Here is a 24,856-nt window from a genome sequence, read left to right as displayed (position 1 = left end):
GCAGGCTGCTGACAAAGTATTTGAAGATGCCACGATGGCTTCCAGCCGCCTCCGAGAGCGCGCTGGACGGCAATCGATTGCACCGGGGTTTGCGACATGGATGTCGCAAAAGGCGCGCCCGGACAGGGACGTCCATGCGCGCCGACCCGAGGGCAAGCGATTGATCGGCCAGGGTTTCGCGATCTCGTGGCGGCGCGTCCCCTTTCAGGGGGAGCGCGAGGGGTCCGCCCCTCGCATCTAAGCGAGCAAGAGGCGCGTTAGGACCCAAACTGTTCTCGACTCGCCAGGATCGAGAGCGTCGCTGGGTCAAAAGGGGTTTGTCATTAATCTGAGAAACGGGCCGCCGGTTTTCACCGGCGGCCCGTTTCGCTCACCAAGGGCGCGTCATCAGTACTGAAGTTCGGCGTGCTCGATCATCAGCTGCAGGGATTCGCGCCCGCGATAACGGTTGCGTGATGGCCTGAAGGCGCAGCGCACGCGGGCGCCGGCGCCGAAAGGCACCGCCTCGCCGGGCGTTACCGCGCGAAACCAGATCGCTTTGAGCGCGCGCGAACCCGCGCCGAGCTCGAGCATCAAGTGGCAGCCGTCGGCGCCCACCAGCCGGGTGCCGAGTACCTCGAAGCGGCCTTCGAACAGCGGCGACTCGAACTCGCGGCCGAAGGGTGCGAGACGTTCGATCTCGTCGAGCAGCCCAAGATCGAGCGCCTGCACCGGTAGCTCCCCGTCGGTGAGAATCAGCGGGTGCAGCTCGCGCTCCCCCAGCTGCTCATCCACGGCCTGCTCGATCGCCGCGCGAAATGCCTCGAACCCGGAGGCCGAAAGCCCGATTCCCGCGGCACCGGCGTGCCCGCCGAAACGCTCGAGTACACCGGGCGTCAATTCGTCAGCGCGCTGCAGCGCTGCACGCAAATGCACCCCCTCGATCGAGCGTCCCGAACCGGAGAGCTGCCCAGGCGCGGCGGCCGGGGTGAGCACGAAGCACGGACGGCCGAACGCCTGGACCAAGCGCGAGGCGACGATGCCCTGTACGCCGGCATGCCCATCGGCGAGATGGATCACCAACACCCTGGCACCGCGACCGAGCGGCGCCTGAGCCAGCCGCTTCGCCTCTTCGGTCATGTTGGCCTCGATCACCTTGCGCGACTGGTTGTCCTGGTCGAGCAGTTCGAGCTGGTGGCGCGCGCGCTCATCGGTCTCAGCGAGCATGAACTGCAATGCCGCATAGGGATCATCGAGTCGTGAGCGAGCGTTGATCCTCGGCCCCATCTGGAAACCGAGGGTCTCGGCGGTGAACGGCAGGCTGTCGGGGCCCAGGCGTTCGGCCATCGCCCTCCAGCAAGGCTCATCCATGCGATTGATCAGCGAGAGCCCCAGGATCACTACCGCGCGGTTGATCGCGCTGTCGCCAAGAGAAACGCAATCGGCCACGGTGCCGAGTGCGACATAGGAGAGCCAGGCCGAGAGCTTCGGCGTCGACGCGGGCAGCACGCCCATCTCGATCAGCGTCGAACGGGCCAGCGACATGGTCAGCCAGGAGACCATGCAGCCGGCGATGGTGGCATCGGGATAATCGCAGTCGCTTCTGGACGGATTGACCACTGCGTAGGCCGAAGGCGGCGGCCCATCGATCGGCAGGGCGTGATGATCGGTGACCACCACGTCGATCCCCGCCGCGCTGAGCCGGGCGATGCGCGGCTCGTCCGATGAGCCGCAGTCGGCGCTGATCACCAGCGTCGGCCTGGGCCTGAGTGCGAGGGCACGCTCCACCAGCGGCTGCGAGATCCCGTAGCCATCGTTGATCCGGTGGCCGATCAGGCTATGGATGCGCGAGCGCGGCACCCCGAACAGCTCGACCAGGGTACGCAGGATCACCACGTGGGAGGTGATGCCATCGACGTCGTAGTCAGTGAGTATGCCGATATGCTCACCCTCGGCCACCGCGCGGGCGATCCGTTCGGCCGCGCGCGCGCCGTCGCGCAGCCGCCCGGGGTGAACGAGATGGCGCAGGCTCGGTGAGATCAATGCATCGAGCGCATGCAGCGGCGAGCAGAGCCTGCCACCGAGCAGTCGCGCCTGCAGTGGGCTCAGGCCAGCGGCGAGCGCCGCCGCCTCGACTTCTCGATCGACCTCGCGCGCCACCAGCCGTGGCGCGGCATAGTCGACCCGCGCCGCGCCCCCGCTATCGCCCGCGGGCCGCATCAGCGGCGCGCGCGGGCAATGTAGTCCTGCACCGCCTCGAGCGAAGCCGGCAACACCTCGTAGCGCTCCTCGCGAGTGAGCAAGTCGCTCATCGTCTCGGGCAGCGGGACTTCGGTAAAGCCGGCCTTGACCACGGCCTCGGCGAATTTGGCCGGGTGCGCGGTAGCCAAGGTCACCATCGGTACCTCCGGATGACGGTTGCAGCGCTCGGCGGCGCGGTAGCCGGTGGCGGTGTGCGGATCGAGCAACTCGCCGGTGCGGGCATGGGCGTCGCGAATCGTCTCGAGGATCTCGGCGTCGTCGACGCTGTAGCTTGAAAACAGCGCGCGCAGGCGCTCGAGCGGCGCATCGGCGAGCGAGGCGGGCTCGCGCTTGAAACGCTCGAGCAGCGCATCGACGGCGCCGGCATCGCGATCGTAGGCGAAAAACAGCAGGCGCTCGAAGTTCGACGAGACCACGATATCCATCGATGGCGCGAGCGTCGCCAGCAGTTCTCGCCGGGAGAAATCGTTGTCGCTGATCACCCGATGGAGAATGTCGTTGGCATTGGTAGCGATCACCAGCTGGCGAATCGGCAGTCCCATCTCGCGGGCGATGTAGCCGGCGAAGAGATTGCCGAAGTTGGCCGATGGCACGGTGAAGCTGACCTCCCGGTGCGGCGCACCGAGTGCCACCGCCGCCGCGACGTAGTAGACGGTCTGGGCCATGATCCGCGCCCAGTTGATCGAGTTGACCGCGACCAGCCGGGTACCCGCGAGGAAGGCCTGGTCGGCGAAGCTCGCCTTGACCATCGCCTGGGCATCGTCGAAGTTGCCCTCGATCGCAATGTTGAACACGTTGTCGGCGAGTACCGAGGTCATCTGGCGGCGCTGCACCTCGGAAACCCGCTGGTAGGGATGGAGAATGAAGATGTCCAGGTGCTCGCAGTGCCGGCAGCCCTCAATCGCAGCGGACCCGGTATCACCCGAGGTGGCGCCGAGGATCACCGCCCGCTCGTCCCGCTTGGCGAGGAAATGATCGAGCAGCCGGCCAAGCAGATGCAGCGCGACGTCCTTGAATGCCAGCGTCGGACCGTGGAACAGCTCGAGCAGGAAATGATTGGCGTCGAGCTGCTTGAGCGGTACTACCGCGTCGTGGTGGAAACTGGCATAGCTCTCTTCGACCAGCCGCTTGAAGGTGTCGTCGTCGATCGCGCCACCAACGAACGGGCGCATCACCCGGAAGGCGATCTCGGCATAGGAGAGTCCGGCGAACTCCGCCAGCTCCTGGTGCGATAAGCGAGGCAGGTCTTCCGGTACGTAGAGCCCGCCATCGCTGGCGAGACCGGTGAGGACCACGTCTTCGAAACCAAGTGCGGGAGCCTTCCCGCGAGTGCTGATATAGCGCATCGCTCATGTCTCGTGCGGCCCTGACCGGGCCGGATCATTGCAAGGGATGCGACGGCCTAGCCGTCGCCGATCCAAGGCTCACTGCTCGTCGAGGTTCTCGACCCGGATCCGGGTCACCGGGCCCGCGATGTCGTCGAGCGCTTCGAGGCTCAGGATCGCTGCATTCATGTTCTCCTCGCGCACGGCGTGGGTCAGCATAATGATCGTCGCCAGGTCGCCGCTCTTCGCTTCCTTCTGGATCAGCGATTCGATGCTGATCTCCTGCTCGGCGAGGATCATCGCCACCCGCGCCAGCACGCCCGGCCGGTCGACTGCGGAGAGGCGCAGGTAGTAGGCGCTGACGATTCGCTCCATCGGCAGGATCGGCAGCCGGTCCTGGTCGTCATCGATGCCGATGAAGGCCAGGTACGGGGTGCGATAATTGTGCTCGGTGGCGATATCGCGGGCAACGTCGAGAATATCGGCGACCACCGCGGAGGCGGTCGGCTCGGCACCGGCGCCGGCGCCATAGTAGAGCGTCGGCCCCACCGCATCGCCCATCACCTCGATCGCGTTCTTGACCCCATGGACGTTGGCCAGCAAACGGGTCTTGGGGATCAGCGTCGGATGCACGCGCAGCTCGACCCCGCCATCGGTGCGCCGAGCGATACCGAGATGCTTGATGATGTAGCCGAGGTTTTCGGCCTGCTCGATGTCCTCCGAGGTGATTCGCGAAATGCCCTCGGTATAGGTCTTGTCGAACTGCAGCGGCACGCCGAAGGCGATCGAGGCCAGAATGGTCAGCTTGTGGGCGGCATCGATCCCTTCGACGTCGAAGGTCGGGTCGGCTTCAGCGTAGCCCAGCGCCTGGGCCTCGGCGAGCACGTCCTCGAAAGTGCGTCCTTCGTCGCGCATATGGGTCAGGATGTAGTTGCCGGTACCGTTGATAATCCCTGCGAGCCACTGGATACGGTTGGCTCCGAGCCCTTCGCGCAGCGACTTGATCACCGGGATGCCACCGGCCACCGCCGCCTCGAAGGCGACGATCACGCCGCGCTCCGCTGCGGCGCGGAAGATTTCGCTGCCGTGCACCGCGATCAGTGCCTTGTTGGCGGTGACCACGTGCTTGCCATGGCTGATCGCCTCGAGCACCAGCTGGCGGGCAACCTCGTAGCCGCCGATCAGCTCGACGACCACATCGATATCGGGATTGCGGGCGACCTCGAAAATGTCGCGGGTCACGTTCGCCGAGGACAGATCGCACAGCGGGTTGTCACGGCGTGCGCCGACCTGCTCGATCACGATCGGGCGACCCGCGCGACGGGCGATCTCATCAGCGTTGCGGGTCAGCACGTTGAAGGTGCCGCCGCCAACGGTACCGAGACCGCAGATGCCGACTCGTACAGGTTTCAGATTGACTGGTGCCTTGCCCGCGGATTCCAAGATTGCCATCACTCTCTCACTGCATGATTGACCGGGCGAGTCGTCGCCCATCGATTCTCTTACCCATCCTGCTCACCGCCCGCGGCGGCTTCAGGACCTCGCGTCGATCAGCTGGGTCAGCTGGTCGACCGGCAGGTAGCCCGGGACGATGCTGCCATCGGGAAACACCACCGCCGGCGTGCCCTGCACGCCAAGGCGCTTGCCTAGTTCGTAATCACGTTCGATCTGAGCGACGCAGGCGCCGCCGGAAGCGCTCAGCTCCTCTCCCCGCACCGCGGCGCTCATCGCTTCGGTGCGGTTGTCGCTGCACCAGACCTGAGCGAGCTGGCGCGCCCCGGGGGAGTTCTCGCCCGCGCGGGGGAAGGCGAGATAGCGCACCGCGATGCCGCGCTGGTTGAGCTCGGGCACCTCGGCGTGAAGCTTGTGACAATAGGGGCACGTGGTATCGGTGAATACCGTCAGCGTGCTCTTGACCTCGCCCGCCGGTCGAAAGATCACCATGTCATCTTCATCGAGCGAGGCGAGCGCCTCGCGGCGCTCCTGGTTCTCGGCCTGGCGGCTCAGGTTGACCAGCCCGCTGGGGCCGTTCTCGTAGAGATCGCCGACCAGCATGTAGCGACCCTGGGCATCCGAGAACACCACTTCACCGCTTTCGAGCCGCAGCCGGTAGAGCCCTTCGATCGGCGTACTGCGGGCGTCTCTCACCGCGACCTCGGTACCATTGATCGTCAAGCGCTCGAGGCCATCGGGCGGCGCGTCCGCGACCGCCGCCATGGATGCGCCAAGGGCGAACGTACCCAGCAGCGCCCGACCGAACAGGCGACGCGGGGCGGCAAACGAGGTGAATGGCATCTATCGATCTCCTGAAAAACGTATCGCGTCGTTCAACCGCGCGGGTGGTGGCGGCGATGCAGCGCTTCGAGCCTGCGCTGCGCGACGTGGGTATAAATCTGCGTGGTCGACAGATCACGGTGTCCGAGCAGCTCCTGGACCACCCTGAGATGGGCGCCGTGGTCGAGCAGGTGCGTGGCGAAGGCGTGGCGGAGAGTATGCGGCGAAAGCGGTTTGGTGATTCCCGCCGAAGCCGCATGCAGCTTGATCCGGTGCCAAAACGTCTGACGGGTCATGAAGCCATCTTGGCGCCCGGGAAACAAGGGGGCACGCGTGATGTCGCGCATCAACTGCCCTCGCCCCTCGCGCAGGTAGCGCTCGAGCCAGTCGTGCGCCTCCTCGCCAAGCGGCACCAACCGCTCCTTGCCGCCCTTGCCCAGCACCCTCACCACGCCCTGGCGCAGGTTGAGACTGTCGAGGCGCAGGCCGACCAGCTCCGACACCCGCAATCCGCAGGCGTAGAGCACCTCGATCATGGTGCGATCACGCAGGCCGATGGGCTGCTCGACGTCAGGCGCAGCGAGCAGCCGATCGACATCGATTTCATCGAGGGTCTTGGGCAGTCCGGGGCGGGCGGGAGGGGTACCGACACCACCGACCGGATCCGCCTCGATCAGCCCCTCGAGCATCGCCCAGCGGTAAAACCGCCGCAGGCTGGAGAGCAGCCGGGCATCGCTGCGCGGATGGTAGCCCGCTGCCCGCCGCTCGCCCAACAGCGCCTCGATGGCTCCCTCTCCCGGCGCGAGCAGCGTCGTCCGCAAGCGCTCGAGATGGCTCGTCCAATGGCCCAGGTCGCGCCGATAGGCCGCCAAGGTGTGCGGGCTGGCGCCGCGCTCGAGCCAGAGCGCGTCGAGGAAGCCATCGATCAGGGGATTGGCGCAGCCGTCGTTCATGGAGCCTCGATGCCAAGGGACAACAACAGAGCTTGCGAAAAGCACGAAACCCCGCGCGCCAGGTAGGCGCCGCGGGGTTTCGTCTCGACCGGGGCACGCCCGAGTGGGCGTATCCCGAGGCGCTATCAGGAAAGCTTTTCCTTGATGCGCGCGGCCTTGCCGCTGAGCTCGCGAAGGTAGTAAAGCTTCGCCTGACGAACGTCACCGCGGCGCTTCACTTCAACGCTCGCGACCAGCGGGCTGTAGGTCTGGAAGGTACGCTCGACGCCGACACCGTGGGAAATCTTGCGCACGGTGAAAGCGGAGTTGAGGCCGCGGTTACGCTTGCCGATCACCACGCCTTCGAACGCCTGCAGACGCTCGCGGGTACCTTCGACGACCTTCACCTGGACGATGATGGTGTCGCCGGGGCCGAAAGCGGGCAGCTCTTTGCCCATCTGCTCGGATTCGATCGCCTGGATCACTTTGTTTCGATTGCTCATGTCCTGCTCCTAATACTGGACCGGTAGCCCGGTTCCGGTGATCCCGACGCCGAGCGCGGGGACCGCTGATGGATGACGCGCGAGGACGTTCAGTCCCGCGCACCGCCGTCGCCCTGCCGGGCGGCGTACTCACGGACGTACTCGTCGAGAAGCGTGCGCTCCTCTGCGGTCAACGTCCGCGTTTCGAGCAGATCCGGTCGCAACGACCAGGTCCGCCCAAGGGATTGCTTGAGGCGCCAGCGGCGAATCTCGCCATGATGCCCATTGATCAGCACCTCGGGAACGCGCTTGCCGTCGATCTCTTCCGGCCGCGTGTAGTGCGGGCAGTCGAGCAGGCCATCGGAGAACGAATCCTCCTCGGCCGAGCGGGCGTGACCGAGCACACCCGGTACCAGCCTCGAGACCGCATCGATCAGCACCATCGCCGGCAGCTCGCCGCCGCTCAGCACGTAGTCGCCGATCGACCACTGCTCGTCGACATCGGCCTCGATCACACGCTCGTCGATGCCTTCGTAGCGTCCGGCGACCAGCACCAGCCGCCCACTGCTCGCCAGCTCACGCACTCCCCGCTGGTCCAGTACCCTTCCCTGCGGGGAGAGGTAGATCACTCGGGGAGCGACGCCATTCACGGTGAGCGCATCGCGCGCATCGTGAATCGCACCGCGCAGCGTATCGACCTTCATCAGCATGCCAGGCCCTCCCCCGTAGGGGCGGTCATCGACGCTGCGATGCCGGTCGACGGCATAGTCACGCGGATTCCAGAACTCGAGCGACAAAAGCCCCTGGCGAACCGCGCGACCGCTGACCCCGTGCATGGTCAGGGCATCGAACATCTCGGGAAACAGCGACACCACGCCGATACTCAGGCCCGGGCCTCCCTCACTGCTCGAGTCGTGCATCGTCGCGCTCAGAACTCAGGGTCCCAATCGACGCGCATCTCTCCCGCCTCGAGATCGATCCGCTCGATCACCTCGTCAGGCAGGAAGGGCAACAGCCGCTCCTTGCCATCGGGGCCACCCTTGACCACCAGTACGTCGTTGGCACCAGTCTCGAGCAGGTGATCCACCCTCCCCAGTTCGACACCGTCGATGGTCGTTACCTTGAGACCTTCGAGCTGGTACCAGTAGTACTCGCCCGCCGCGAGCCGGGGCAGTTCGTCGGTCGCAAGCTTGATCGTCGCACCACCGAGCGCCTCGGCCGCCTCGCGCGAGGCGACACCAGCCAACTGAACCACCAACCCCTTGCCCTGACGACGCCCCTGGAGCACCTCGTAGACGCGCTCTACACCGCCCTTGTCGACGGTCCAGCGGTCGTACTCGAGGATGCCCTCCATCGGGCTCGTGTGCGAATAGACCTTCAACCAGCCCTTGACACCGTAGGGGCTGGTCAAGCTGCCCATCACCACACGCTCGGGCGAGGCATTTTCGGCGGGGGTCACGTTATCGCTCACTATTCGCTCGATGAAGTCGGGACGGAGTCCCAGGGCACTGCCTTCACGCTGGCTTCCGCCAGACGCGAGGGTCTCAAGCCCACCGAGGTGGGCATGGGTGCCGTTCAGGCTGCGGTCTTACGCGCTTCTTTGATCAGCTGAGCGACGCGGTCGGAGACCTGCGCACCCTGCGACTGCCAATAGGCCAGGCGATCGAGATCGACGCGCAGGCGCTCTTCGCCACCGCGCGCGATCGGGTTGAAGAAACCCAGGCGCTCGATGAAACGACCATCACGAGCGACGCGGGAGTCGGTGACGGTGAGGTGATAGAAAGGACGCTTCTTGGCGCCGCCACGTGCCAGACGAATGGTTACCATCGATAAGTCTCTCTAGTGATGCTCGAACTGAAGTGCTTGATTAGGCTCTGGCCAATGACCGATCGCTCGCGCCGGTCCATCGCCCCAAAGCTACCGATGCTCGACTGTGAAGATCGCAGTGCGGCACTCACGGCAGGTGAGCCACCTGCCTAAGGGCAGCCCACTTCGAAGACGCGACATTCTACGGGAATTTTCAACCCCTGCAAACACGCACCAGCGTCAAAGGTATCAGCGGCGAGGGAAACCGCCCATTCCGCCCATGCCCCCCATCCCACCGGGGCCACCCAGGCCGCCCGGCCCACCGCCCCCGCCGAACATGCTGCTCATGCCGCGCATCATCTTCTGCATGCCGCCCTTCTTACCCATTTTCTTCATCATCTTCTGCATCTGCTTGTGCTGCTTGAGCAGCCGGTTGAGCTCCGGGATCTGGGTCCCGGAACCCGCGCAGATGCGACGTTTGCGCGAACCGTTGATCAGGTCGGGTTTACGCCGTTCGAACGGCGTCATCGAATTGATCATCGCCTCGAGCTTGCCGAACTCCTTCTCCGCGTTGCGGCTCTGCGCAAGCTCGGCCATCTGCCCCATGCCGGGCAGCTTCTCGAGCAGGCTACCCATACCCCCCATGTTCTTGAGCTGCTGGAGCTGGTCGCGGAAATCCTCGAGATCGAAGCCCTCTCCCTTCTTGAGCTTCTTGGTCAGCTTGGCGGCCTTGCCCTTGTCGACGGTGCGCTCGGCCTCCTCGATCAGGCTGAGGACATCACCCATGCCGAGAATGCGCGAGGCGATACGGTCAGGGTGGAAAGGCTCGAGGGCATCGGTCTTCTCGCCCATGCCGATGAACTTGATCGGCTTGCCGGTGAGATGACGCACCGACAGCGCGGCCCCGCCGCGCGCATCGCCATCGGCCTTGGTCAGGATCACACCGGTGAGCGGCAGCGCCTCGTGAAACGCCTTGGCGGTATTGGCGGCGTCCTGCCCGGTCATCGCGTCGACCACGAAGAGCGTTTCGGCGGGTTTGATCGCCGCGTGCAGCGCCTTGATCTCGTCCATCATCTCGGCGTCCACATGCAGACGACCGGCGGTGTCGACCAGCACCACATCGTGGAAATGGATCTTGGCATGGCGAATCGCCGCTTCGGCGATCGCTACAGGGCGCTGCTCGATGGTGGACGGGAAGAACTCCACCTCGACCTCTTCGGCGAGGCGCGCGAGCTGGTCGATCGCCGCCGGACGATAGACGTCCGCCGAGACCACCAGCACTTTCTTCTTCTCGCGCTCGCGCAGGAAGCGGGCGAGCTTGGCCACCGAAGTGGTCTTTCCCGCGCCCTGGAGACCCGCCATCAGGATCACCGAAGGCGGGTGCTTGAGATCCAGCGGCGCGCTGCCCTCGCCCATGACCGCCTCGAGCTCCTGCTGGACGATCTTGACGAACTGCTGGCCCGGCGAAAGGCTCTTGGACACCTCCTGGCCGACCGCGCGCTCGCGCACCCGCTCGACGAAGGCTTTGACCACCGGCAGCGCGACATCGGCTTCGAGCAGCGCACGGCGCACTTCACGCAACGTCTCCTGGACGTTCTCTTCGGTGAGCCTGGCCTGGCCTGTGATCGTGCGCAGCGTCCGCGACAGACGATCGGACAAACTTTCGAACATGGGCGCCTCCAAGGGCTGACGGCGAACGCGGGCCGTCGAGCGGAAATCTCGGTCGTGACCCGGTAGCGATGCCCGGCAGCGATGCTTGGCAGCGATCCAGTGCTGGCCGATCACGACGACAAGTGCAGGATTATATCGTCTCCGGCGGCAGCGCTCCATCCGCCGCCTCGCCCGAGCACTTGCGAATGGTTATAGTGACACAACCCTTGAAGGTCACTGATGACGCGCCAAAGGCGCGTGGACGCCATATCTGGATGCACGCCGCACTGCCCTACGCCCTGCTCGCCGCTTTTCTCTATCTGTTTGCCGGCCTCTGGCAGACCGCGGCACTCGCCCGAGCCTGCTCACCGCGCCCTGGCCTTGTGCGCACGACCGGCCTGCTCGCCGTCGTGCTGCATGCGCTGGTGCTCTATTTCGTGCTCTATCGCGATGGCGGGCTCAACCTTGGCATGATCGAGACCCTGTCGCTGATCTGCTGGGTCATCGCCGTGCTGCTGCTGGGCGCCAGCCTGTTCTCCCCGACTCTGGCGCCAGGCGCGGCGCTGCTGCCATTCGCCGCGTTCAGCCTGATCGCCATGGTCGGCCTCCCCGGAACGCTGACCTACGCCTACTTCCCCCCTGGAGTGCTGGTCCACATCGCAAGCTCGACGCTCGCCTTCGCGCTGCTCTCGATCGCCGCGGTCCAGGCACTGCTGATCGCCCTTCAGGACCATGCGCTGAAGACCAGGCGGCTGCGCGGCATCGTCCAGGCGCTGCCTGCGCTGACCCGGATGGAGCGCATGCTGTTCGAACTCATCACCCTTGGGATGGTGCTGCTGACGATCTCGATCGCTAGCGGCGCGCTGTTCGTCCACGACCTGTCCGCCCAGCACCTGACCCCGAAGACCCTGCTCTCACTGATGGCGTGGGTGATCTTCGGCGTGCTGCTCTGGTGCCGCCGTTTCCACGGCTGGCGTGGACGTCGCGCGGTGCGCTGGACGCTGGTCGGCGCAGTGGTACTGGTACTCGCCTACTTCGGCAGCCGGCTGCTGCTCGCCACGCGCTGAGCTGGCAGCGACTGCGTTCGTGCATCCACCCAGGGCCGGGTTAACACGCCCTAGCTTAAGATTCCGGCCATCGGCTTGACGCCCCGAGGGCCAATCCCTAAAAACCCCTCCAATTCTCTTATGGAGTCACGATGACGCGCAAAGCTGCCGCCATGCCCATCGCACCCTCGCGGATGCTCGACGCTTCATGCGCCAAGCGCCATGGAGCGGCCCGATGAGCGAACTGCTGCTGTTGACGACCGGGATAGTGGTGCTACTGGCGCTTTGCGCGTTTTTCTCCTTCGCGGAGATCGGCATGATGGCGGTCAATCGCTACCGGCTGCATCACCTCGCCGGAGAAGGGCATGCGGGGGCCAAGCAAGTGCTCGAGCTCGTCCGCCAGCCGGACAAGCTGCTGGGGGTGATCCTGATCGGCAATACCCTGGTCGGCAACCTCTCCGCGTCACTGGCCACCATGCTCGCGCTCGACTTCTTCGACGCGGGCTCGGCACCGATCGTCGCGACCGTGCTGCTGACCATCGTGATGCTGATCTTCGGCGAAGTGATGCCGAAGACCTGGGCGGCGGTGAGGCCGGAACAGGTCTCCTACCCTTGCGCTCGGGTGCTGGGGCCGGCGCTCAAGATATGCATGCCGCTGGTGGTGATGGTCAACGGCATCTCCAACTGGCTGCTCAAGTTCTGCGGCCTGCACAAGGTCCAGGCAGACACGACCTCGCTGTCGCCCGAGGAGCTGCGCACCGTGGTCGGAGAGGCCGGCAGCCTGATCCCATCGCGCAACCGTGCGATGCTGCTGTCGATCATCGACCTCAACAAAGCCACGGTGCGCAGCATCATGGTGCCGCGCCATGAAATCGACGGCATCGACCTGGAGAGCGACGACGAATCGCTGCGTCGTCAGCTGACCCACAGCCAGCATACCCGACTGCCGGTCTACAAAGGAGACGTCAACAACGTCGTCGGACTGCTCCACGTGAGAAGCGCAGCGGCGATCCTGGGCCGGCCCGAGCGGCTGCGCGCCGAGATCGTCAATGCGGCCAGCGAGCCCTACTTCGTGCCGGAATCGACGCCGCTGCATACCCAGCTGCACTACTTTCAGAGTCAGCAGCGCCGTATCGCCCTGGTGGTCGACGAATATGGCGAGGTGATCGGACTGGTCACCCTCGAGGACATCCTCGAGGAGATCGTCGGCGAGTTCACCACCCAGTCCCAGTCGCCCACGGACGGCATCCAGCCGTTCGAGGATGGCTACCTGATCGAGGGCAGGGTGCCGCTGCGCGAAATCAATCGGCTACTCGGCTGGTCACTGCCGGTCGATGGACCGCGAACGCTCAACGGGCTGATCGTCGAACGACTCGAGACCTTCCCGGCGGGTCCGGTCTCGCTACTGCTGGGCGACTATCGTATCGAGGTGACCGACCTCGAAGACAACTTCATCGTCCGGGCGTACTGCGCGCCTCGCGCCAGCATCGCCGGCGCGAAGCACCGCCCGGAGTAACGGAGAACCGAGCATGGCGATCGACAGGCTAAGTGCTCGATTGGGCGCGGCTTTTGCCGGGCTGACGCTGATTGCGCTAACTTGGAGCATAGCGCCCGCTCGAGCGGAGCTCGATCAGAACGATGCGTTGGATCTCACCGAGCAGGGCAAGATCCTGCCGCTCGAGGAGATCATCGCCCAGGCGCGCCATTTTCATCAGGGAAAACTGATCGAAGCGATGCTCGAATATCATGCCCCGCACTACGTGTACCGGCTGGAAATACTCGACGAACACGGGCAGGTCTGGGACGTGCTCTTCGATGCGGCCTCGGGCGAACGAATCACTACGGAATAGGAACGGACCGATATGCGACTCCTGCTGGTCGAAGACAACGTACCGCTCGCCGACGAACTCAACACCCTGTTCACCCAGAACGGCTACGCCGTGGACTGGTGCACGGATGGCCGCGATGCTGCGGTGATGGCGCTCAACATTCCTTTCGACATGATCGTGCTCGACCTCGGGCTGCCCGGCCGTCCCGGCCTTCAGCTGCTCGAGGAGTGGCGCGAGAACGGCCTCGACACCCCGATCCTGATCCTCACCGCCCGGACCAGCTGGAGCGAGCGGATCACCGGGCTGCGCGCCGGCGCCGACGATTACCTGCCGAAGCCCTTCCATCCCGACGAGCTGCTGCTTCGTCTCCAAGGGCTGATGCGCCGCCGCCACGGCCAGAGGCCGACGCCCAAGCTTTCGGTCGCAGGCGTGGTGCTCGACGAGGCCAGCCAGAGCGCGACCACCGAGGCCGGCGGCGACAAGCAGGTCAACCTGACCCGCGCCGAGTTCGCCATCCTGCGCTACATGATGCTGCATCCCGAACACGTGATCCCCAAGGATCGACTGCTCGACCATCTCTACGACAGCGAGCACGAACGCAATCCGAACGTGGTCGAGGTGCACATCAACCACCTGCGCCAGAAGCTGGGGCGCGGCGTGATCATCACTCAGCGAGGACAGGGTTATCGCTTCGGCGGCAGCAGCCGCGAAGATAATCAGTGATCTCGCTGACCCGGCGACTCGCGCTGGGGCTCCTGCTCGCAGGCTTGGCGGTGATGTTCCTCCTCGCGCACGGCAGCGTGCTGCTGTTCGACCATGCCTTTCGCGACTATCTCGGCGAGCGGCTGCGCGAGGACGCGGAGGGCATCGTCGCCGAGGCGCTCGACGAGCAGGACCGGGTCGATCTCGATCGGCTGCCGTTTCGCGAGTCCTATAGCCGGGTCTATGCAGGCAGCTACTTCAGCCTGAGAGTCGACGGCGGCGAGGAGATTCGCTCTCGCTCCCTATGGGACCATCGCTTGCCGAACGTAGGCGAAGGGCTCTCCGAACGCCTGCTGCCTGGCCCGGAAGGCCAGGCGCTGCTGGTGTGGAGCGGCGCCTACAGCCGCGCCGGCCATGAATTCGAAATCACCACCGCGCTCGACTACACCCCGGTGACCCAGCGGCTCAACTGGCTACGGCTTTCCATCTGGCTGCTCGGCGGACTGCTCGCGGTACTGCTGGTCGTGATCCAGCAGCACGTCATCCGCCTCGGCATGCGCCCGCTCGGACGCCTGCGCAGCGAGCTGGCGCTGATCAATGATGGTCACCGGATGAAGATCGAGACTCAGGTACCGGAGGAGATCGAGCCGGTGGTGGTCGAGCTCAACCACCAGTTGGAACGGATCGAGAAAGTCCTCAACCGCTCTCGTGATGGAATCAGCAACCTGGGGCACGCGCTGAAGACGCCGCTGGCGGTGATGGAGACCCTGCTCGCCCGCCGCGAACTCAACCAGCATCCGGAACTGCGTGACGGGCTACGCAACCGGCTCGACGATATCCATCGCCTGGTCGAGCGCGAACTGCAGCGCGCGCGACTCGATACCCGGGACAACTCCCACACCACGCGTTTTCATCCCGACACCGAGCTGCCGCCGCTGATCGATACCCTCGGCGAAATCTACCACCACATTCATTTCGACTATCGCATCGACGGCGTGCCCAACGCGCTGCCCTGGGATGGGGAGGACATGCTCGAGGTCCTCGGCAATCTGCTCGATAACGCCGGCAAGTGGGCCAAGAGCGAGGTGCGTCTCACCCTGAGCGTCGCTTGTGGCCAGCTGATCATGGAAGTGGACGACGACGGCCCGGGAATCAGCCCGGAGTATCGTGACGAAGTGATCCACCGCGGCACACGGCTGGACGAAAAGGTCGCCGGCCACGGCCTCGGCCTCGGTATCGTCGAACAGGTGGTCGCCTATCACGGCGGAGAGATGGCCCTGGCCGACAGCCCTTTGGGCGGACTCAAGGTGAGGATCCAACTGCCGATGCCGGTCGAGGAGCCGGAGCGTCAGCCGCGCCGCCGCCGGGGCCAGAAGGCCAGCAAGCCCTGACCCACCCTTTCCGACCACGCACACGAAGCGACGGCCAGGCGGATTCCCCCGCCTGGCCGTCGCCGTTCATCACTCTGTCAGCGCTGCTCGTCGAGCCGCTGCTTGAGCCTCACCACCTCCGAGCGCAGGTAATGGCGATCGATGCAGGAGGCCGGCAGCGGCGGGCCGAAGCCAAGCCTCACTCGCCGGCGTAGCCGGCTCGGCCAGCGCTTGAACGGACGCCCGGCATGATAGGAGCCCCAAGAGCCCCAGAGCCCAGAGATCGCCGCCGGCACCACCGGCACCGGGTCACGGCGCAGGATGAGCTCCACCCCGCGACGGAACTCGTCGATACTCCCATCCCGGGTCAGCCGCCCCTCGGGAAAGAGCATCACCACCTCGCCATGGCGCAGGGCGATGCTGACTTCGTTCAGCGCCCGGCGCAAATCGGTCGGGCTGCGCTTGTCGAGATCGACGGGGATCGCCCCGACGATCCGGCAGAACCAGTTGAGCCAGGGCGACTCATAAGCCGGGCTATCCATCATGAAGCGCAGCGGGCGAGGGCTGGTACCGCCCAGCAGCAGCGCGTCCATGTAGCTCACGTGGTTGCAGACGACTATCGCAGGCCCTGAGTCGGGAATGTGGCGACGCCCCTCGAGACTCAGCCGGTAGCCCAAGCGCAGCGCGATGAATATGCAAATCCGCAAAAGCGGCCGCGGACGCGCCACCGAACAGATCACCGCGACCGCCAGGGAAATCGCCGCGATCAGGGTGAAGTACCAGTTCAACGAGGCGCCGAGCACGCTCAGTACCAGGATGCCGAGTCCCGCGGCGAGGATCATGAACAATGCGTTGAGCACGTTGTTGGCGGCGATCATTCGCGCTCGCTCGCCCTCGTCGCTACCGATCTGGACGATCAGGTAGAGCGGCACGATGTAGAGCCCTCCCCCGATGCCGATCACTACCAGGTCGGCGAACATCCACCATAGTCGCGGCTCACCCACCAGCTCGCCGAGTCCTCTGAGCGTTTCATCGCCGCCGAACGGGCCATGGTGGGCGAAGTCGAAACCACCCAGGGCGATCAGCAGCGCGCCGAGAGGGATCAGCCCCACTTCGAGACGCCCGGCCGAAAGCCTTGCGCAGAGCAGCGAGCCAAGACCGATACCGATCGCGAAGGCCGCGAGCAGGAAGCTGACCACGCCGCCGTCGCCGCCGATGATCACGTCGACCCACAGCGGCAACTGGGTCAGATAGCTGGTCCCCAGCAGCCAGAAGATGCTGATGCCGAGCAGCGCACGAAAGATCCGCGGTTGCCGCCAGGCCGAGCTCAACACCTCCCGGCTGAGCCTGAGCGGCCGCCAGGTGACCCGCTGCGAACTCACCGGCGGCGCGCTCGGCACCTGGTAACCCGCGACCAGGCCACAGAGCGACACCAGCACAAGCGTCGCCCCCATCGCCCATACCGAGATCCCCTGCGGTAGTGCGACCAGCGCTCCAGCGAGCAGCGTGCCGAGCAGGATCGCCATGAAGGTGCCCATCTCGACCCAAGCATTGGCGTTGACCAAACGGGAGCGCGGCACGTGCTGGGGCAGGATCGCGTACTTGACCGGGCCGAACAGCGCCGCTTGGACGCCGGCCAGGAACAAAAGCGAAAGGAGCGCGACGAAGGCCTGGAACCAGATCATCATCGCCGCCGCGAGCATGGTCACCAGTTCCAGCCATTTCAGCGCGCGGATCAAGCGGCGCTTGTCGACCGCATCGGCCAGCGCTCCGCCCCATGCGGAGAAAAGCAGAAACGGTAGGATGAAGAGCCCAGCGGCGAGGTTGTTGACCAGCCCAGCGTCCCAACCGTGCATCGGCACGGCGACGAAGGTGAGCAACAGCAACAGAAGCTGCTTGTAGACGTTGTCGTTGAAGGCACCGAGCGCCTGGGTCCAGAAGAAGGGCGCGAAGTGGCGCGACCCCATCAGTCCCGGCGCACTCGCATCAAGACCGTCGATCTCGGGCCTTGCGTTCATGGGCTCAACGAGCGCGCACCAAGCGCGGCGAGGGTCATGGCGAGCAGTTGGTCGAGCAGATCGGTAACCTCGACCGGGCGCCCCTGGCTATAGCCGAGACGCTGGGTCATACCCAGCTGGACCAGGCCGTGGACGCTGCCCCAGAGGGTACGGGCGAGGCGATTGGCATCGGCCTCGTTGAGCCCGGGGCGCAGCTCACGCAGGGTCGCCTCGACGCGCACGAACAGCGCTTCGATCGCCTGGCTCTGGCGCTGGTCGAGTTCACCCTCCTGGGCCAGCGGATACTCGAACAAAAGCTGCCAACGGTGCGGATGCAGGCTGGCGAAACGCCAGTAGGCGTGGGCCAGGGCGCCGAGACGCTCCTCCGGCACGGCACAGGCGCTGAGCTCGATACCTTCGCTCAGCGCCTTCAAGGTCTCGACATTGACGTACTGGAGGAGATTGTTGAAGCTGCCGTACAGCTTCAACAGGGTGCTGGGCGCACAGCCAATCTCCCGCGCCAGGGCGCGCAGGGAAAGCGAGTGAGCTGGCTGTGTCTCGAGCCATTCGTCACACGCAGCCATCACCTGTGCATGCAACGCCTCTGGTGCATGCTGCCGTGGACGAGCCATCGTCGACCCCTGATAATCAGAATGCGTGCAGTTTAACATAGAGAAACACTGTTTCCGTAGCATATCGATACACTCCGCAAACGCAACACTTCGATCGTCTCGACCGCTGCGCGCGAGTTGCCACGTCCTAACCTCAAGGAGACCGCATGGCGGGCCGCCTACATGTCGATCATATCGACCTTGCCACGCTTTGTGCTCCGCTCGTCCCGCACATCCGCCAACCGCTGGTAAGAAGCCCCAACCTCGCGCCGCGCAGGCCGCTGTCGATCCTGCGCTTCGCACCGCAAACGCCATCGATCGATAGTTTGGAACTGGCCGAGGCGTTCTGGGGTCTCACTCCGGCCTGGCTCGAGGTGCTCGATCATGCCCCCCACTGTGCTCGCGCCGAATCCCTCGAGCAGCGCCCGATGTTCCGGGAGGCGTTCCTATCCCGGCGCTGCGCGATACCGGTCACGGGTATCTATGCGTGGATGGCGGGGGTTCGGGGCAAGCAGCCGTTTCTGATCACCCGGGTGGATCGTTCGCCGCTGCTGCTCGCTGCCATCTGGTGCAGCTACCCGCGCCCGGGGGGGAGAAGCTTCGACTCCACCGCGCTGGTCACCGTGCCATCGCAGGGAGCGATCACACAGCTCAGCGACCGGCTTCCCGCGTTGCTCGACGGGGAGCGGCTACAGGCCTGGCTCTCCCCGTCGACGCCGTCGGCCGAGGCTCGAGCGCTGCTCGTACCAGCCACGCCAGGGGCGCTCGGTGCCTTCCCGGTCGAGCGCGCGATCAATGATCCGCGCTGCCAGGAGTGGCACTGCGCCCGGCCGATCGGCCCGATGCGCATCGATAGGGAGTGAAGCGGCACTTTTAAAACATCGGGCAAGGCGATCTCCACCGCGTCACCGGCCTCCAACAAGACTACGGATCAGGAAACAGCATGCTGCGACTCTCCACCGATCACCCGCCCCGGCCAAAACCGCGCCGGATGCTGGCCACTGCGCTGTTGTGCATCGGGCTGGCCCAGCCTTTCGCCGGCCCGGCGGTCGCCGAACAGCCCTCCCAGCCCAGTCCCGAGGCGCTCGAGGACTTCGCACTGCCGGCCTATTCACCCGAGTCGCTCGAGGTGATAAAGAGCCCGAACGACCGCGCCGACTACCGCGCCCTGCGGCTCGACAACGGCCTAGAAGTGCTGTTGGTGCACGACCCTCGCGCCGATCGCGCCAGCGCTTCGATGGACGTCTCGGTGGGCAGCGCCTTCGATCCGAAGGACATGCCGGGGCTTACCCACTTCCTCGAGCACATGCTGTTTCTCGGCACCGAGCGCTATCCGGACGCCGCCGACTATCAGGATTACCTCACCCGCCACGGCGGCAGCCACAACGCCTTCACCGCTCCGCGCGATACCAACTTCTACTTCGATATCACCCCCGATGCCTTCGAAGGGGCACTGGACCGCTTCAGCCAGTTCTTCATCTCGCCGCAGTTCAACGACGAATTCGTCGACCGGGAGCGCCACGCGGTCGATTCGGAATATCGTGCCCGCATCCGCGACGATTCCCGCCGGATCAACGACGCCACCAACCAGGCGATGAACCCGGAGCACCCCTTCTCCGGTTTCTCGGTCGGCAGCATCGACACCTTGGTCGATGGTCAGACATCGCTACGCGATCGACTGCTGGAGTTCTACCGTGCCCACTATGACGCTAACGTCATGCACCTGGCGGTGGTCGGGCCACAGCCGCTGGACGAGCTGGAAGCGCTGGTACGGGATCGCTTCGAGCAGGTTCCCGATCGCGGACTGAAAGCGCCGGAGATCGATGCTCCGATGTTCACCCAAGGGCAGCTGCCAGCGAAGCTCGAGGTCCAGACGCTCGCCGACCAACGCAGCCTGAGCTTCAGCTTCCCGGTACCCGATCCCGATCGGTTCCCGCGCGAGCGTCCGGACGCTTATCTCGGCGACCTGCTCGGCCACGAGGGCGAAGGCAGCCTGCTCGCCGCGCTGCGCGACCGGGGCTGGGCCAACGCGCTGTCGGCGGGCGTCCAGGGTGGAGATGGCAAGGAGGCGATACTGGGTATCGATATCGAACTCACTCCGGAGGGCACCCAGCACCAGGATGAGATCCAGGCCACGCTGTTCGCCTACCTCGATATGCTGCGTGCCCAGCCCCCCCAGCGCTGGCGCTTCGACGAGCAGGCGGCGCTGCTGGCCCAGCAGTTCCGCTTCGCCCAGAATGGCTCGGGTGCCGATCGCGCGGTGGGCCTGACCCTGGCCATGTCGCGCCTTCCGCTCAGCGAGATCAATGTCGCCCCCTACCGTATGGATCGCTTCGATGCGGGGGTAATCGATGACTACCTGCGCGCCCTGACACCGGACAACCTGCTGCGTGTGTACGCAGGTCCCGAAGTGCAAGGAGAATCCCGCTCCCCCTGGTTCGACGCCCCCTATACGCTGAGCAAGATGAGCCAGTGGCCGGCGGCCAGGCCGCTCGAAGGGCTGGCGCTTCCTGGTGCCAACCCATTCATCGCCAGCGATTTCTCGCTGCTGCCGGTCGACGACACCCGCCCCCGCCGGCTGGTCGATCGCCCCGGGCTCGATCTCTGGTACCGGGGGGATCAGGGCTTCGGCACCCCCCGTGCCGAATGGCGCATCAGCCTGATGAGCCCGGAGGCGACGCGCGACGCGCGCCAGCAGGTGCTCACCGAACTGCTCGCCGATTGGCTCAACGATAGCCTCTCGGAAGTGCTCTATCCCGCGACGCTGGCAGGTCAGTCGGCCGGTGCCTATGCCCATGGCCGAGGCATCACCCTGAGCCTGTCGGGCTGGCGCGATCATCAACGGGGCGTGCTGAGCCAGCTGGTCGATCAGCTGCGCGAAGGAGAGATCGACGAGGCGAACTTCGCCAGGATCCGGCTCGATCTCGAGGACGAACTGCGCAACGAACGCCAGATGCCCCTCTACCAGCGCCTCGGCTCGAGTCTCGCCGAGCGTTTGATCAGCCCCCAGTGGACCACCACCCAGCGTCTCGAGGCGCTGGAACGGATCGATCTCGACGACTTGCGCACGTTCCGCGACACCTGGCTTCAGTCGCTCCACGTCCAGGCTCTGACCATCGGCAACCTCAACGAGGATGACGCCATCGCGGTGGGCGACATGCTCGACCAGCGGCTGGCACCGCGACGGCCGCTCGATGCGATCCCCGAACTGGTGCCGCTGGCAGTGCGCGCCGACATGCCAGTGCTGCGCCCCGCCACCGATCGCAACGACTCGGGAGCGCTGCGCTACCTTCAGGGGCCCGATCGCTCAGCCGAGTCCCAAGCGCAGCTAGCGGTGATAGGCCAGCTGATCCAGGCGCCCTTCTACACCGAACTGCGCACCCGCCAACAGCTCGGCTACGTCGTCAGCGCACGCTACATGGCGCTGCTCGATGCCCCAGGGATCGCGATGCTGATCCAGTCGCCGGGGCAATCGAGCGAGACGCTGTTCGAGCGGATGGACGATTTCCTCGATCAGTTCACTCCCAGCATCGAAGCGCTCGACGACCAGGCGCTGACGCCCTTCAAGGCCGCGGTGCGCTCCTCGCTGCTAGAGCGTGATCAGAGCCTGTCGGAGATGACCAACCGGCAGTGGCGGGAGCTCTCGTTCGGCTGGACCGACTTCGATCGCCAAAAGCGCCTGGCCGCTGCGGTCGACGCACTCGATGCCGAGCAGATCAAGGCGGCCTGGCAAGCGCTTCGCCAGGCGCCAGCTTTCGACATCGCAGCCGACCCGCAGGAGCCAGACAACGACGACGCCTATACCGAGAGCGAAACCTTGTCTCCTCTGCCACGCTAACCAATCAGCGCAGACGCCCCGGTCCATGAAGACCGGGGCGCTTTTTCATGCGGCAAAGCAAAGGGAAACGTCTGCGCAGGGCGCTACTCGAACGCTTGCGGGGGCATGATCGCTTCGACGTGCATCACCAACTCTTCCAGCAGTTGGCGATCACGCTCGGACAGCGGCTCGCGATTGAGCCGCTCGATCTCGCGGGCGAAGCCTTGAAGGGTCAACGAGGAGAGCTGGGGCGAGTTGAAACGCTCCCAGCGCAGCTGGTCCCAGTGCTCGCGATCAGCCCCTTCGAGGGTCTCGGGATAGCTGCGTGCGCGCATACGGAACAGCATTTCCGGCAGGCGGGGATCCTGGAACATAGGATCGAGTCCGACCAGATCCCAGCCGAGATGCTGGTGCACCTCGGCCATGGCGCGTTTGTCCGCGGACGAAAAGAAGCTGCCCGAATAGAGCATCAGATCGGGATCCGTGCTGCCTTCGGGGGGCGGCTCGGCGAACACCTCGGCCACCTTCGCCGCCAGCCCATCGACCTGGGCCAGCCGCTGCCAGTGGGCCTCGGACCGCTCGCGGTCGATGCCAAGGCGCGCAGCGGCGCTCTCGTCGAGCGCCTTCACCGGCAGCAGGGCCGGGCTGCGATTGACCTGGACCACCTTGAGCGGAATCCGCTCGAGCCCCTCGGCCAGTTCGGCTCGACTGACGAATACCCGCGCGCGGATCTCCTCGGCCGAGAGCGCGAGCAGCGGCTCGGGGTCGGCCGACAGGTCGCAGACGATCACCCCATTGGGATTGTTGGGATGGCGTGCCAGCGGCGCGACCAGCGCGCTGCAGCCTTGAGCGGCAGGATAGCGGCGAGAGACATGGATCATCGGTTTGCGCGTATCGACGTCGAGCAGCGCTTTGACCCGATGCTTGTCACGCAGGCCGAGCAGGTAGTCGAACAACTTGGCGTTGCGCTCGCGCAGCAGCCGAGCGAGCGCGATCGTCGCGCGTACGTCTGCGAGCGCATCATGGGCGCCAACATGTTCGATACCGTTGGCGGCAGTGAGCTGTTCGAGCTTGAAACTCGGCACCTTGCGGCCTTCCATGTCTTCCCGCATCGGCCACTCGATCCCCTGCGGACGCAGCGCGTAGAAGGTGCGTACCGCATCGATCAGGTCCCAGCGCGAATTGCCGTTCTGCCACTCCCGCCCATAGGGGTCGAGCAGGTTGCGGTAGAAGAGGTGACGACTCACCTCGTCATCGAAGCGCAGGGTGTTGTAGCCAAGCGAGCAAGTCCCCGGCACGCTCATCAGCGCCTGGATGCGAGCGGCGAACTCCGCCTCCGGCAGCCCGCGGCGGTTGGCCTGCTGCGGGGTGATTCCGGTGATCAGGCAGGCCTGCGGATGAGGCAGATAGTCATCCGCCTGACGACAGTAGATCACCTCGGGCTCACCGATCTGGTTGAACTCGACGTCGGTTCGGATCGCCGCGAACTGCGACGGGCGATCACGCCGAGGATCGGCACCGAAGGTTTCGTAGTCGTGGAAAAGGAAGCTTGGCTCGGGCACTACGAGGATCCTGCTGCGGTGCGGCGGTCACACGCGACCGCCACGCCCGCGTCAATTGTCTTGGTTGGGCAACGTCACGTTGAGTTCGAGGATCGAGCAATCGGCGTCACGATCGAGGCTGATGCTGATCGCATCCTGATCGACATCGACGTAGCGGCGGATCACCTCGAGCAGCTCGCGCTCGAGCATTGGCATGTAGTCGGGCTGGCCGCGCTGCCCGCGCTGGTGGGCGACGATGATCTGCAGCCGTTCCTTGGCCACCGACGCCGTCTTCTTGCTTTCTCCGCGAAAGAAATCGAGTAGTCTCACCGGCGACCTCCTCCGAACATACGGCTCAGGAATCCGCGCTTCTGCTGCTCGTGGAAGCGCAGCGGCTTATCCTCGCCAAGCAGTCGGTCTACGGTATCCGAGTAAGCCTGGCCCGCATCGCTTTGCTGGTCATGGGTAACCGGTACGCCCTGGTTGGAAGCCCGCAGTACCGCTTCGGACTCAGGGATCAGTCCGATCAGCGGGATCGCCAGGATCTCGCGGATGTCATCGAGGTTGAGCATGTCTCCGCTGGTCACGCGATCCGGGGAATAGCGAGTGATCAGCAGATGCTCCTTGATCGGCTCCTGGCCCTGCTCCGCGCGACGAGTCTTGGAGCTGAGCAGCCCCAGCATGCGGTCGGAGTCGCGAACCGAGGAGACCTCGGGGTTGGTCACCACCACCGCTTCATCGGCGAAGTACATCGCCAGCTGGGCACCGCGCTCGATCCCCGCCGGCGAGTCGCAGACGATGTAGTCGAAGTCCTCGCTGAGGGTATCGAGCACCCGTTCGACCCCTTCGATGGTCAGCGCATCTTTGTCGCGGGTCTGGGAGGCGGGCAGGATATGCAGGTTCTCGACCCGCTTGTCGCGAATCAGCGCCTGATTGAGCCCCGCTTCGCCCTGGATCACATTGATCAGGTCATAGACCACGCGACGCTCGCAGCCCATGATCAGGTCGAGGTTACGCAGGCCGACGTCGAAATCGATCACCACCGTCTTGTGCCCTTTGAACGCCAGCCCCGTGGCGATCGCTGCCGCGCTGGTGGTCTTACCAACGCCGCCTTTCCCTGAAGTCACTACAATGATCTTGGCCAAGGTTACATTCCTGTATGACGCTGTTCATCGACTACCGACCGTATCCGCCCTGCGGGCCGAGAGGGCCGTAACGTTCTTCGTCCGGGCC

The 24,856-nt window shown here is 65.2% G+C and carries 22 protein-coding genes; 7 read left to right on the top strand and 15 right to left on the bottom strand.

Translation table 11 applies throughout. The features are described from left to right. Positions 1-387 precede the first annotated feature (387 nt). From Q376_RS0105065 to ffh, 10 genes are all read right to left on the bottom strand, one after another. Positions 388-2,199, bottom strand: coding sequence for a single-stranded-DNA-specific exonuclease RecJ (locus Q376_RS0105065; protein WP_027349398.1), 1,812 nt, complete (start codon positions 2,197-2,199; stop codon positions 388-390). Next, positions 2,199-3,587: a threonine synthase gene (gene thrC / locus Q376_RS0105060; RefSeq protein ID WP_027349397.1), complete on the bottom strand. Its 1,389-nt coding sequence runs from the start codon at positions 3,585-3,587 to the stop codon at positions 2,199-2,201. The genes Q376_RS0105065 and thrC overlap by 1 nt, the downstream gene beginning before the upstream one ends. 78 nt (positions 3,588-3,665) lie before the next feature. Then, a complete protein-coding gene (locus Q376_RS0105055; protein WP_027349396.1) occupies positions 3,666-4,979 on the bottom strand; it encodes a homoserine dehydrogenase in 1,314 nt (437 codons plus the stop codon). 120 nt (positions 4,980-5,099) lie between these two features. Further along, positions 5,100-5,861: a DsbC family protein gene (locus Q376_RS21470; protein ID WP_081803401.1), complete on the bottom strand. Its 762-nt coding sequence runs from the start codon at positions 5,859-5,861 to the stop codon at positions 5,100-5,102. Between the two features lie 32 nt (positions 5,862-5,893). After that, on the bottom strand, positions 5,894-6,793 hold the full coding sequence (xerD, locus tag Q376_RS0105045) for a site-specific tyrosine recombinase XerD (protein ID WP_027349395.1): 900 nt from the start codon (positions 6,791-6,793) through the stop codon (positions 5,894-5,896). 125 nt (positions 6,794-6,918) lie between these two features. Continuing rightward, a complete protein-coding gene (gene rplS / locus Q376_RS0105040) occupies positions 6,919-7,275 on the bottom strand; it encodes a 50S ribosomal protein L19 (RefSeq protein WP_027349394.1) in 357 nt (118 codons plus the stop codon). An 89-nt stretch (positions 7,276-7,364) separates the two neighbouring features. Further along, a complete protein-coding gene (gene trmD / locus Q376_RS0105035; RefSeq protein ID WP_027349393.1) occupies positions 7,365-8,141 on the bottom strand; it encodes a tRNA (guanosine(37)-N1)-methyltransferase TrmD in 777 nt (258 codons plus the stop codon). A gap of 41 nt (positions 8,142-8,182) precedes the next feature. Beyond that, on the bottom strand, positions 8,183-8,674 hold the full coding sequence (gene rimM / locus Q376_RS0105030; RefSeq protein ID WP_052364964.1) for a ribosome maturation factor RimM: 492 nt from the start codon (positions 8,672-8,674) through the stop codon (positions 8,183-8,185). A 155-nt stretch (positions 8,675-8,829) separates the two neighbouring features. After that, the gene (rpsP, locus tag Q376_RS0105025) at positions 8,830-9,081 is read right to left on the bottom strand and encodes a 30S ribosomal protein S16 (protein WP_027349391.1); all 252 of its coding nucleotides are present in this window, start codon (positions 9,079-9,081) and stop codon (positions 8,830-8,832) included. 228 nt (positions 9,082-9,309) lie between these two features. Then, complete coding sequence (gene ffh / locus Q376_RS0105020; protein ID WP_027349390.1) at positions 9,310-10,731, bottom strand: signal recognition particle protein; 1,422 nt, start codon at positions 10,729-10,731, stop codon at positions 9,310-9,312. 254 nt (positions 10,732-10,985) lie between these two features. Here ffh and Q376_RS0105015 point away from each other — a divergent pair, with 254 nt between their 5' ends. From Q376_RS0105015 to Q376_RS21465, 5 genes are all read left to right on the top strand, one after another. After that, a complete protein-coding gene (locus tag Q376_RS0105015) occupies positions 10,986-11,777 on the top strand; it encodes a cytochrome C assembly family protein (RefSeq protein ID WP_043446301.1) in 792 nt (263 codons plus the stop codon). A 214-nt stretch (positions 11,778-11,991) separates the two neighbouring features. Beyond that, positions 11,992-13,272 carry an HlyC/CorC family transporter gene (locus Q376_RS0105010; RefSeq protein WP_027349388.1) on the top strand — a complete coding sequence of 427 codons (1,281 nt, stop codon included), beginning with the start codon at positions 11,992-11,994 and terminating at the stop codon, positions 13,270-13,272. Between the two features lie 13 nt (positions 13,273-13,285). Next, entirely contained in the window at positions 13,286-13,606 is a 321-nt protein-coding gene (locus Q376_RS0105005; RefSeq protein WP_081803399.1) for a PepSY domain-containing protein, read from the top strand. 12 nt (positions 13,607-13,618) lie between these two features. Continuing rightward, complete coding sequence (locus Q376_RS0105000) at positions 13,619-14,308, top strand: response regulator transcription factor (protein WP_027349386.1); 690 nt, start codon at positions 13,619-13,621, stop codon at positions 14,306-14,308. Next, complete coding sequence (locus Q376_RS21465) at positions 14,305-15,678, top strand: sensor histidine kinase (RefSeq protein WP_052364962.1); 1,374 nt, start codon at positions 14,305-14,307, stop codon at positions 15,676-15,678. Before Q376_RS0105000 ends, Q376_RS21465 begins: the two co-directional genes overlap by 4 nt. Before the next feature lie 77 nt (positions 15,679-15,755). On the opposite strand, the gene Q376_RS0104990 is transcribed toward Q376_RS21465, so the two are convergent. Continuing rightward, on the bottom strand, positions 15,756-17,675 hold the full coding sequence (locus tag Q376_RS0104990) for an MFS transporter (protein ID WP_052364961.1): 1,920 nt from the start codon (positions 17,673-17,675) through the stop codon (positions 15,756-15,758). Further along, entirely contained in the window at positions 17,672-18,286 is a 615-nt protein-coding gene (locus Q376_RS0104985) for a TetR/AcrR family transcriptional regulator (protein WP_027349384.1), read from the bottom strand. Before Q376_RS0104985 ends, Q376_RS0104990 begins: the two co-directional genes overlap by 4 nt. A 146-nt stretch (positions 18,287-18,432) precedes the next feature. On the opposite strand from Q376_RS0104985, the gene Q376_RS0104980 reads away from it, so the two are divergent. Both Q376_RS0104980 and Q376_RS0104975 read left to right on the top strand, forming a co-directional pair. Continuing rightward, positions 18,433-19,128 (top strand): SOS response-associated peptidase, encoded by a 696-nt coding sequence (locus tag Q376_RS0104980; RefSeq protein ID WP_027349383.1) that lies wholly within the window; start codon positions 18,433-18,435, stop codon positions 19,126-19,128. An 80-nt stretch (positions 19,129-19,208) separates the two neighbouring features. Further along, a complete protein-coding gene (locus Q376_RS0104975; RefSeq protein WP_052364960.1) occupies positions 19,209-22,103 on the top strand; it encodes an insulinase family protein in 2,895 nt (964 codons plus the stop codon). Positions 22,104-22,186: 83 nt separating this feature from the next. Here the strand turns inward: Q376_RS0104975 and sbcB are convergent, their stop codons facing one another. Genes sbcB through minD form a run of 3 tightly spaced genes read right to left on the bottom strand, consistent with a single transcriptional unit; the run spans position 22,187 to position 24,768 of the window. After that, on the bottom strand, positions 22,187-23,644 hold the full coding sequence (sbcB, locus tag Q376_RS0104970; protein ID WP_245598907.1) for an exodeoxyribonuclease I: 1,458 nt from the start codon (positions 23,642-23,644) through the stop codon (positions 22,187-22,189). Positions 23,645-23,695: 51 nt separating this feature from the next. After that, positions 23,696-23,953: a cell division topological specificity factor MinE gene (gene minE, locus Q376_RS0104965; protein ID WP_027349380.1), complete on the bottom strand. Its 258-nt coding sequence runs from the start codon at positions 23,951-23,953 to the stop codon at positions 23,696-23,698. Further along, the gene (gene minD / locus Q376_RS0104960; RefSeq protein ID WP_027349379.1) at positions 23,950-24,768 is read right to left on the bottom strand and encodes a septum site-determining protein MinD; all 819 of its coding nucleotides are present in this window, start codon (positions 24,766-24,768) and stop codon (positions 23,950-23,952) included. The genes minE and minD overlap by 4 nt, the downstream gene beginning before the upstream one ends. Positions 24,769-24,856: the final 88 nt, after the last annotated feature.

It is taken from the genome of Halotalea alkalilenta DSM 17697 (genome assembly GCF_000621205.1).
In the GTDB taxonomy this organism is placed as follows: Bacteria; Pseudomonadota; Gammaproteobacteria; order Pseudomonadales; family Halomonadaceae; genus Halotalea; species Halotalea alkalilenta.
Note: the sequence above shows the minus strand (reverse complement) of the source record. Positions and strands in the feature narration are given on the sequence as shown.

Excerpts from the sequence above, each read along its gene's own strand:
- Q376_RS0105065 (WP_027349398.1), bottom strand. The coding sequence starts at position 2,199 with ATGCGGCCCGCGGGCGATAGCGGGGGCGCGGCGCGGGTCGACTATGCC.
- thrC (WP_027349397.1), bottom strand. The coding sequence starts at position 3,587 with ATGCGCTATATCAGCACTCGCGGGAAGGCTCCCGCACTTGGTTTCGAA.
- Q376_RS21470 (WP_081803401.1), bottom strand. The coding sequence starts at position 5,861 with ATGCCATTCACCTCGTTTGCCGCCCCGCGTCGCCTGTTCGGTCGGGCG.
- xerD (WP_027349395.1), bottom strand. The coding sequence starts at position 6,793 with ATGAACGACGGCTGCGCCAATCCCCTGATCGATGGCTTCCTCGACGCG.
- rplS (WP_027349394.1), bottom strand. The coding sequence starts at position 7,275 with ATGAGCAATCGAAACAAAGTGATCCAGGCGATCGAATCCGAGCAGATG.
- rimM (WP_052364964.1), bottom strand. The coding sequence starts at position 8,674 with ATGGGCAGCTTGACCAGCCCCTACGGTGTCAAGGGCTGGTTGAAGGTC.
- rpsP (WP_027349391.1), bottom strand. The coding sequence starts at position 9,081 with ATGGTAACCATTCGTCTGGCACGTGGCGGCGCCAAGAAGCGTCCTTTC.
- ffh (WP_027349390.1), bottom strand. The coding sequence starts at position 10,731 with ATGTTCGAAAGTTTGTCCGATCGTCTGTCGCGGACGCTGCGCACGATC.
- Q376_RS0105015 (WP_043446301.1), top strand. The coding sequence starts at position 10,986 with ATGCACGCCGCACTGCCCTACGCCCTGCTCGCCGCTTTTCTCTATCTG.
- Q376_RS0105010 (WP_027349388.1), top strand. The coding sequence starts at position 11,992 with ATGAGCGAACTGCTGCTGTTGACGACCGGGATAGTGGTGCTACTGGCG.
- Q376_RS0105005 (WP_081803399.1), top strand. The coding sequence starts at position 13,286 with ATGGCGATCGACAGGCTAAGTGCTCGATTGGGCGCGGCTTTTGCCGGG.
- Q376_RS0105000 (WP_027349386.1), top strand. The coding sequence starts at position 13,619 with ATGCGACTCCTGCTGGTCGAAGACAACGTACCGCTCGCCGACGAACTC.
- Q376_RS0104990 (WP_052364961.1), bottom strand. The coding sequence starts at position 17,675 with ATGAACGCAAGGCCCGAGATCGACGGTCTTGATGCGAGTGCGCCGGGA.
- Q376_RS0104985 (WP_027349384.1), bottom strand. The coding sequence starts at position 18,286 with ATGGCTCGTCCACGGCAGCATGCACCAGAGGCGTTGCATGCACAGGTG.
- Q376_RS0104980 (WP_027349383.1), top strand. The coding sequence starts at position 18,433 with ATGGCGGGCCGCCTACATGTCGATCATATCGACCTTGCCACGCTTTGT.
- Q376_RS0104975 (WP_052364960.1), top strand. The coding sequence starts at position 19,209 with ATGCTGCGACTCTCCACCGATCACCCGCCCCGGCCAAAACCGCGCCGG.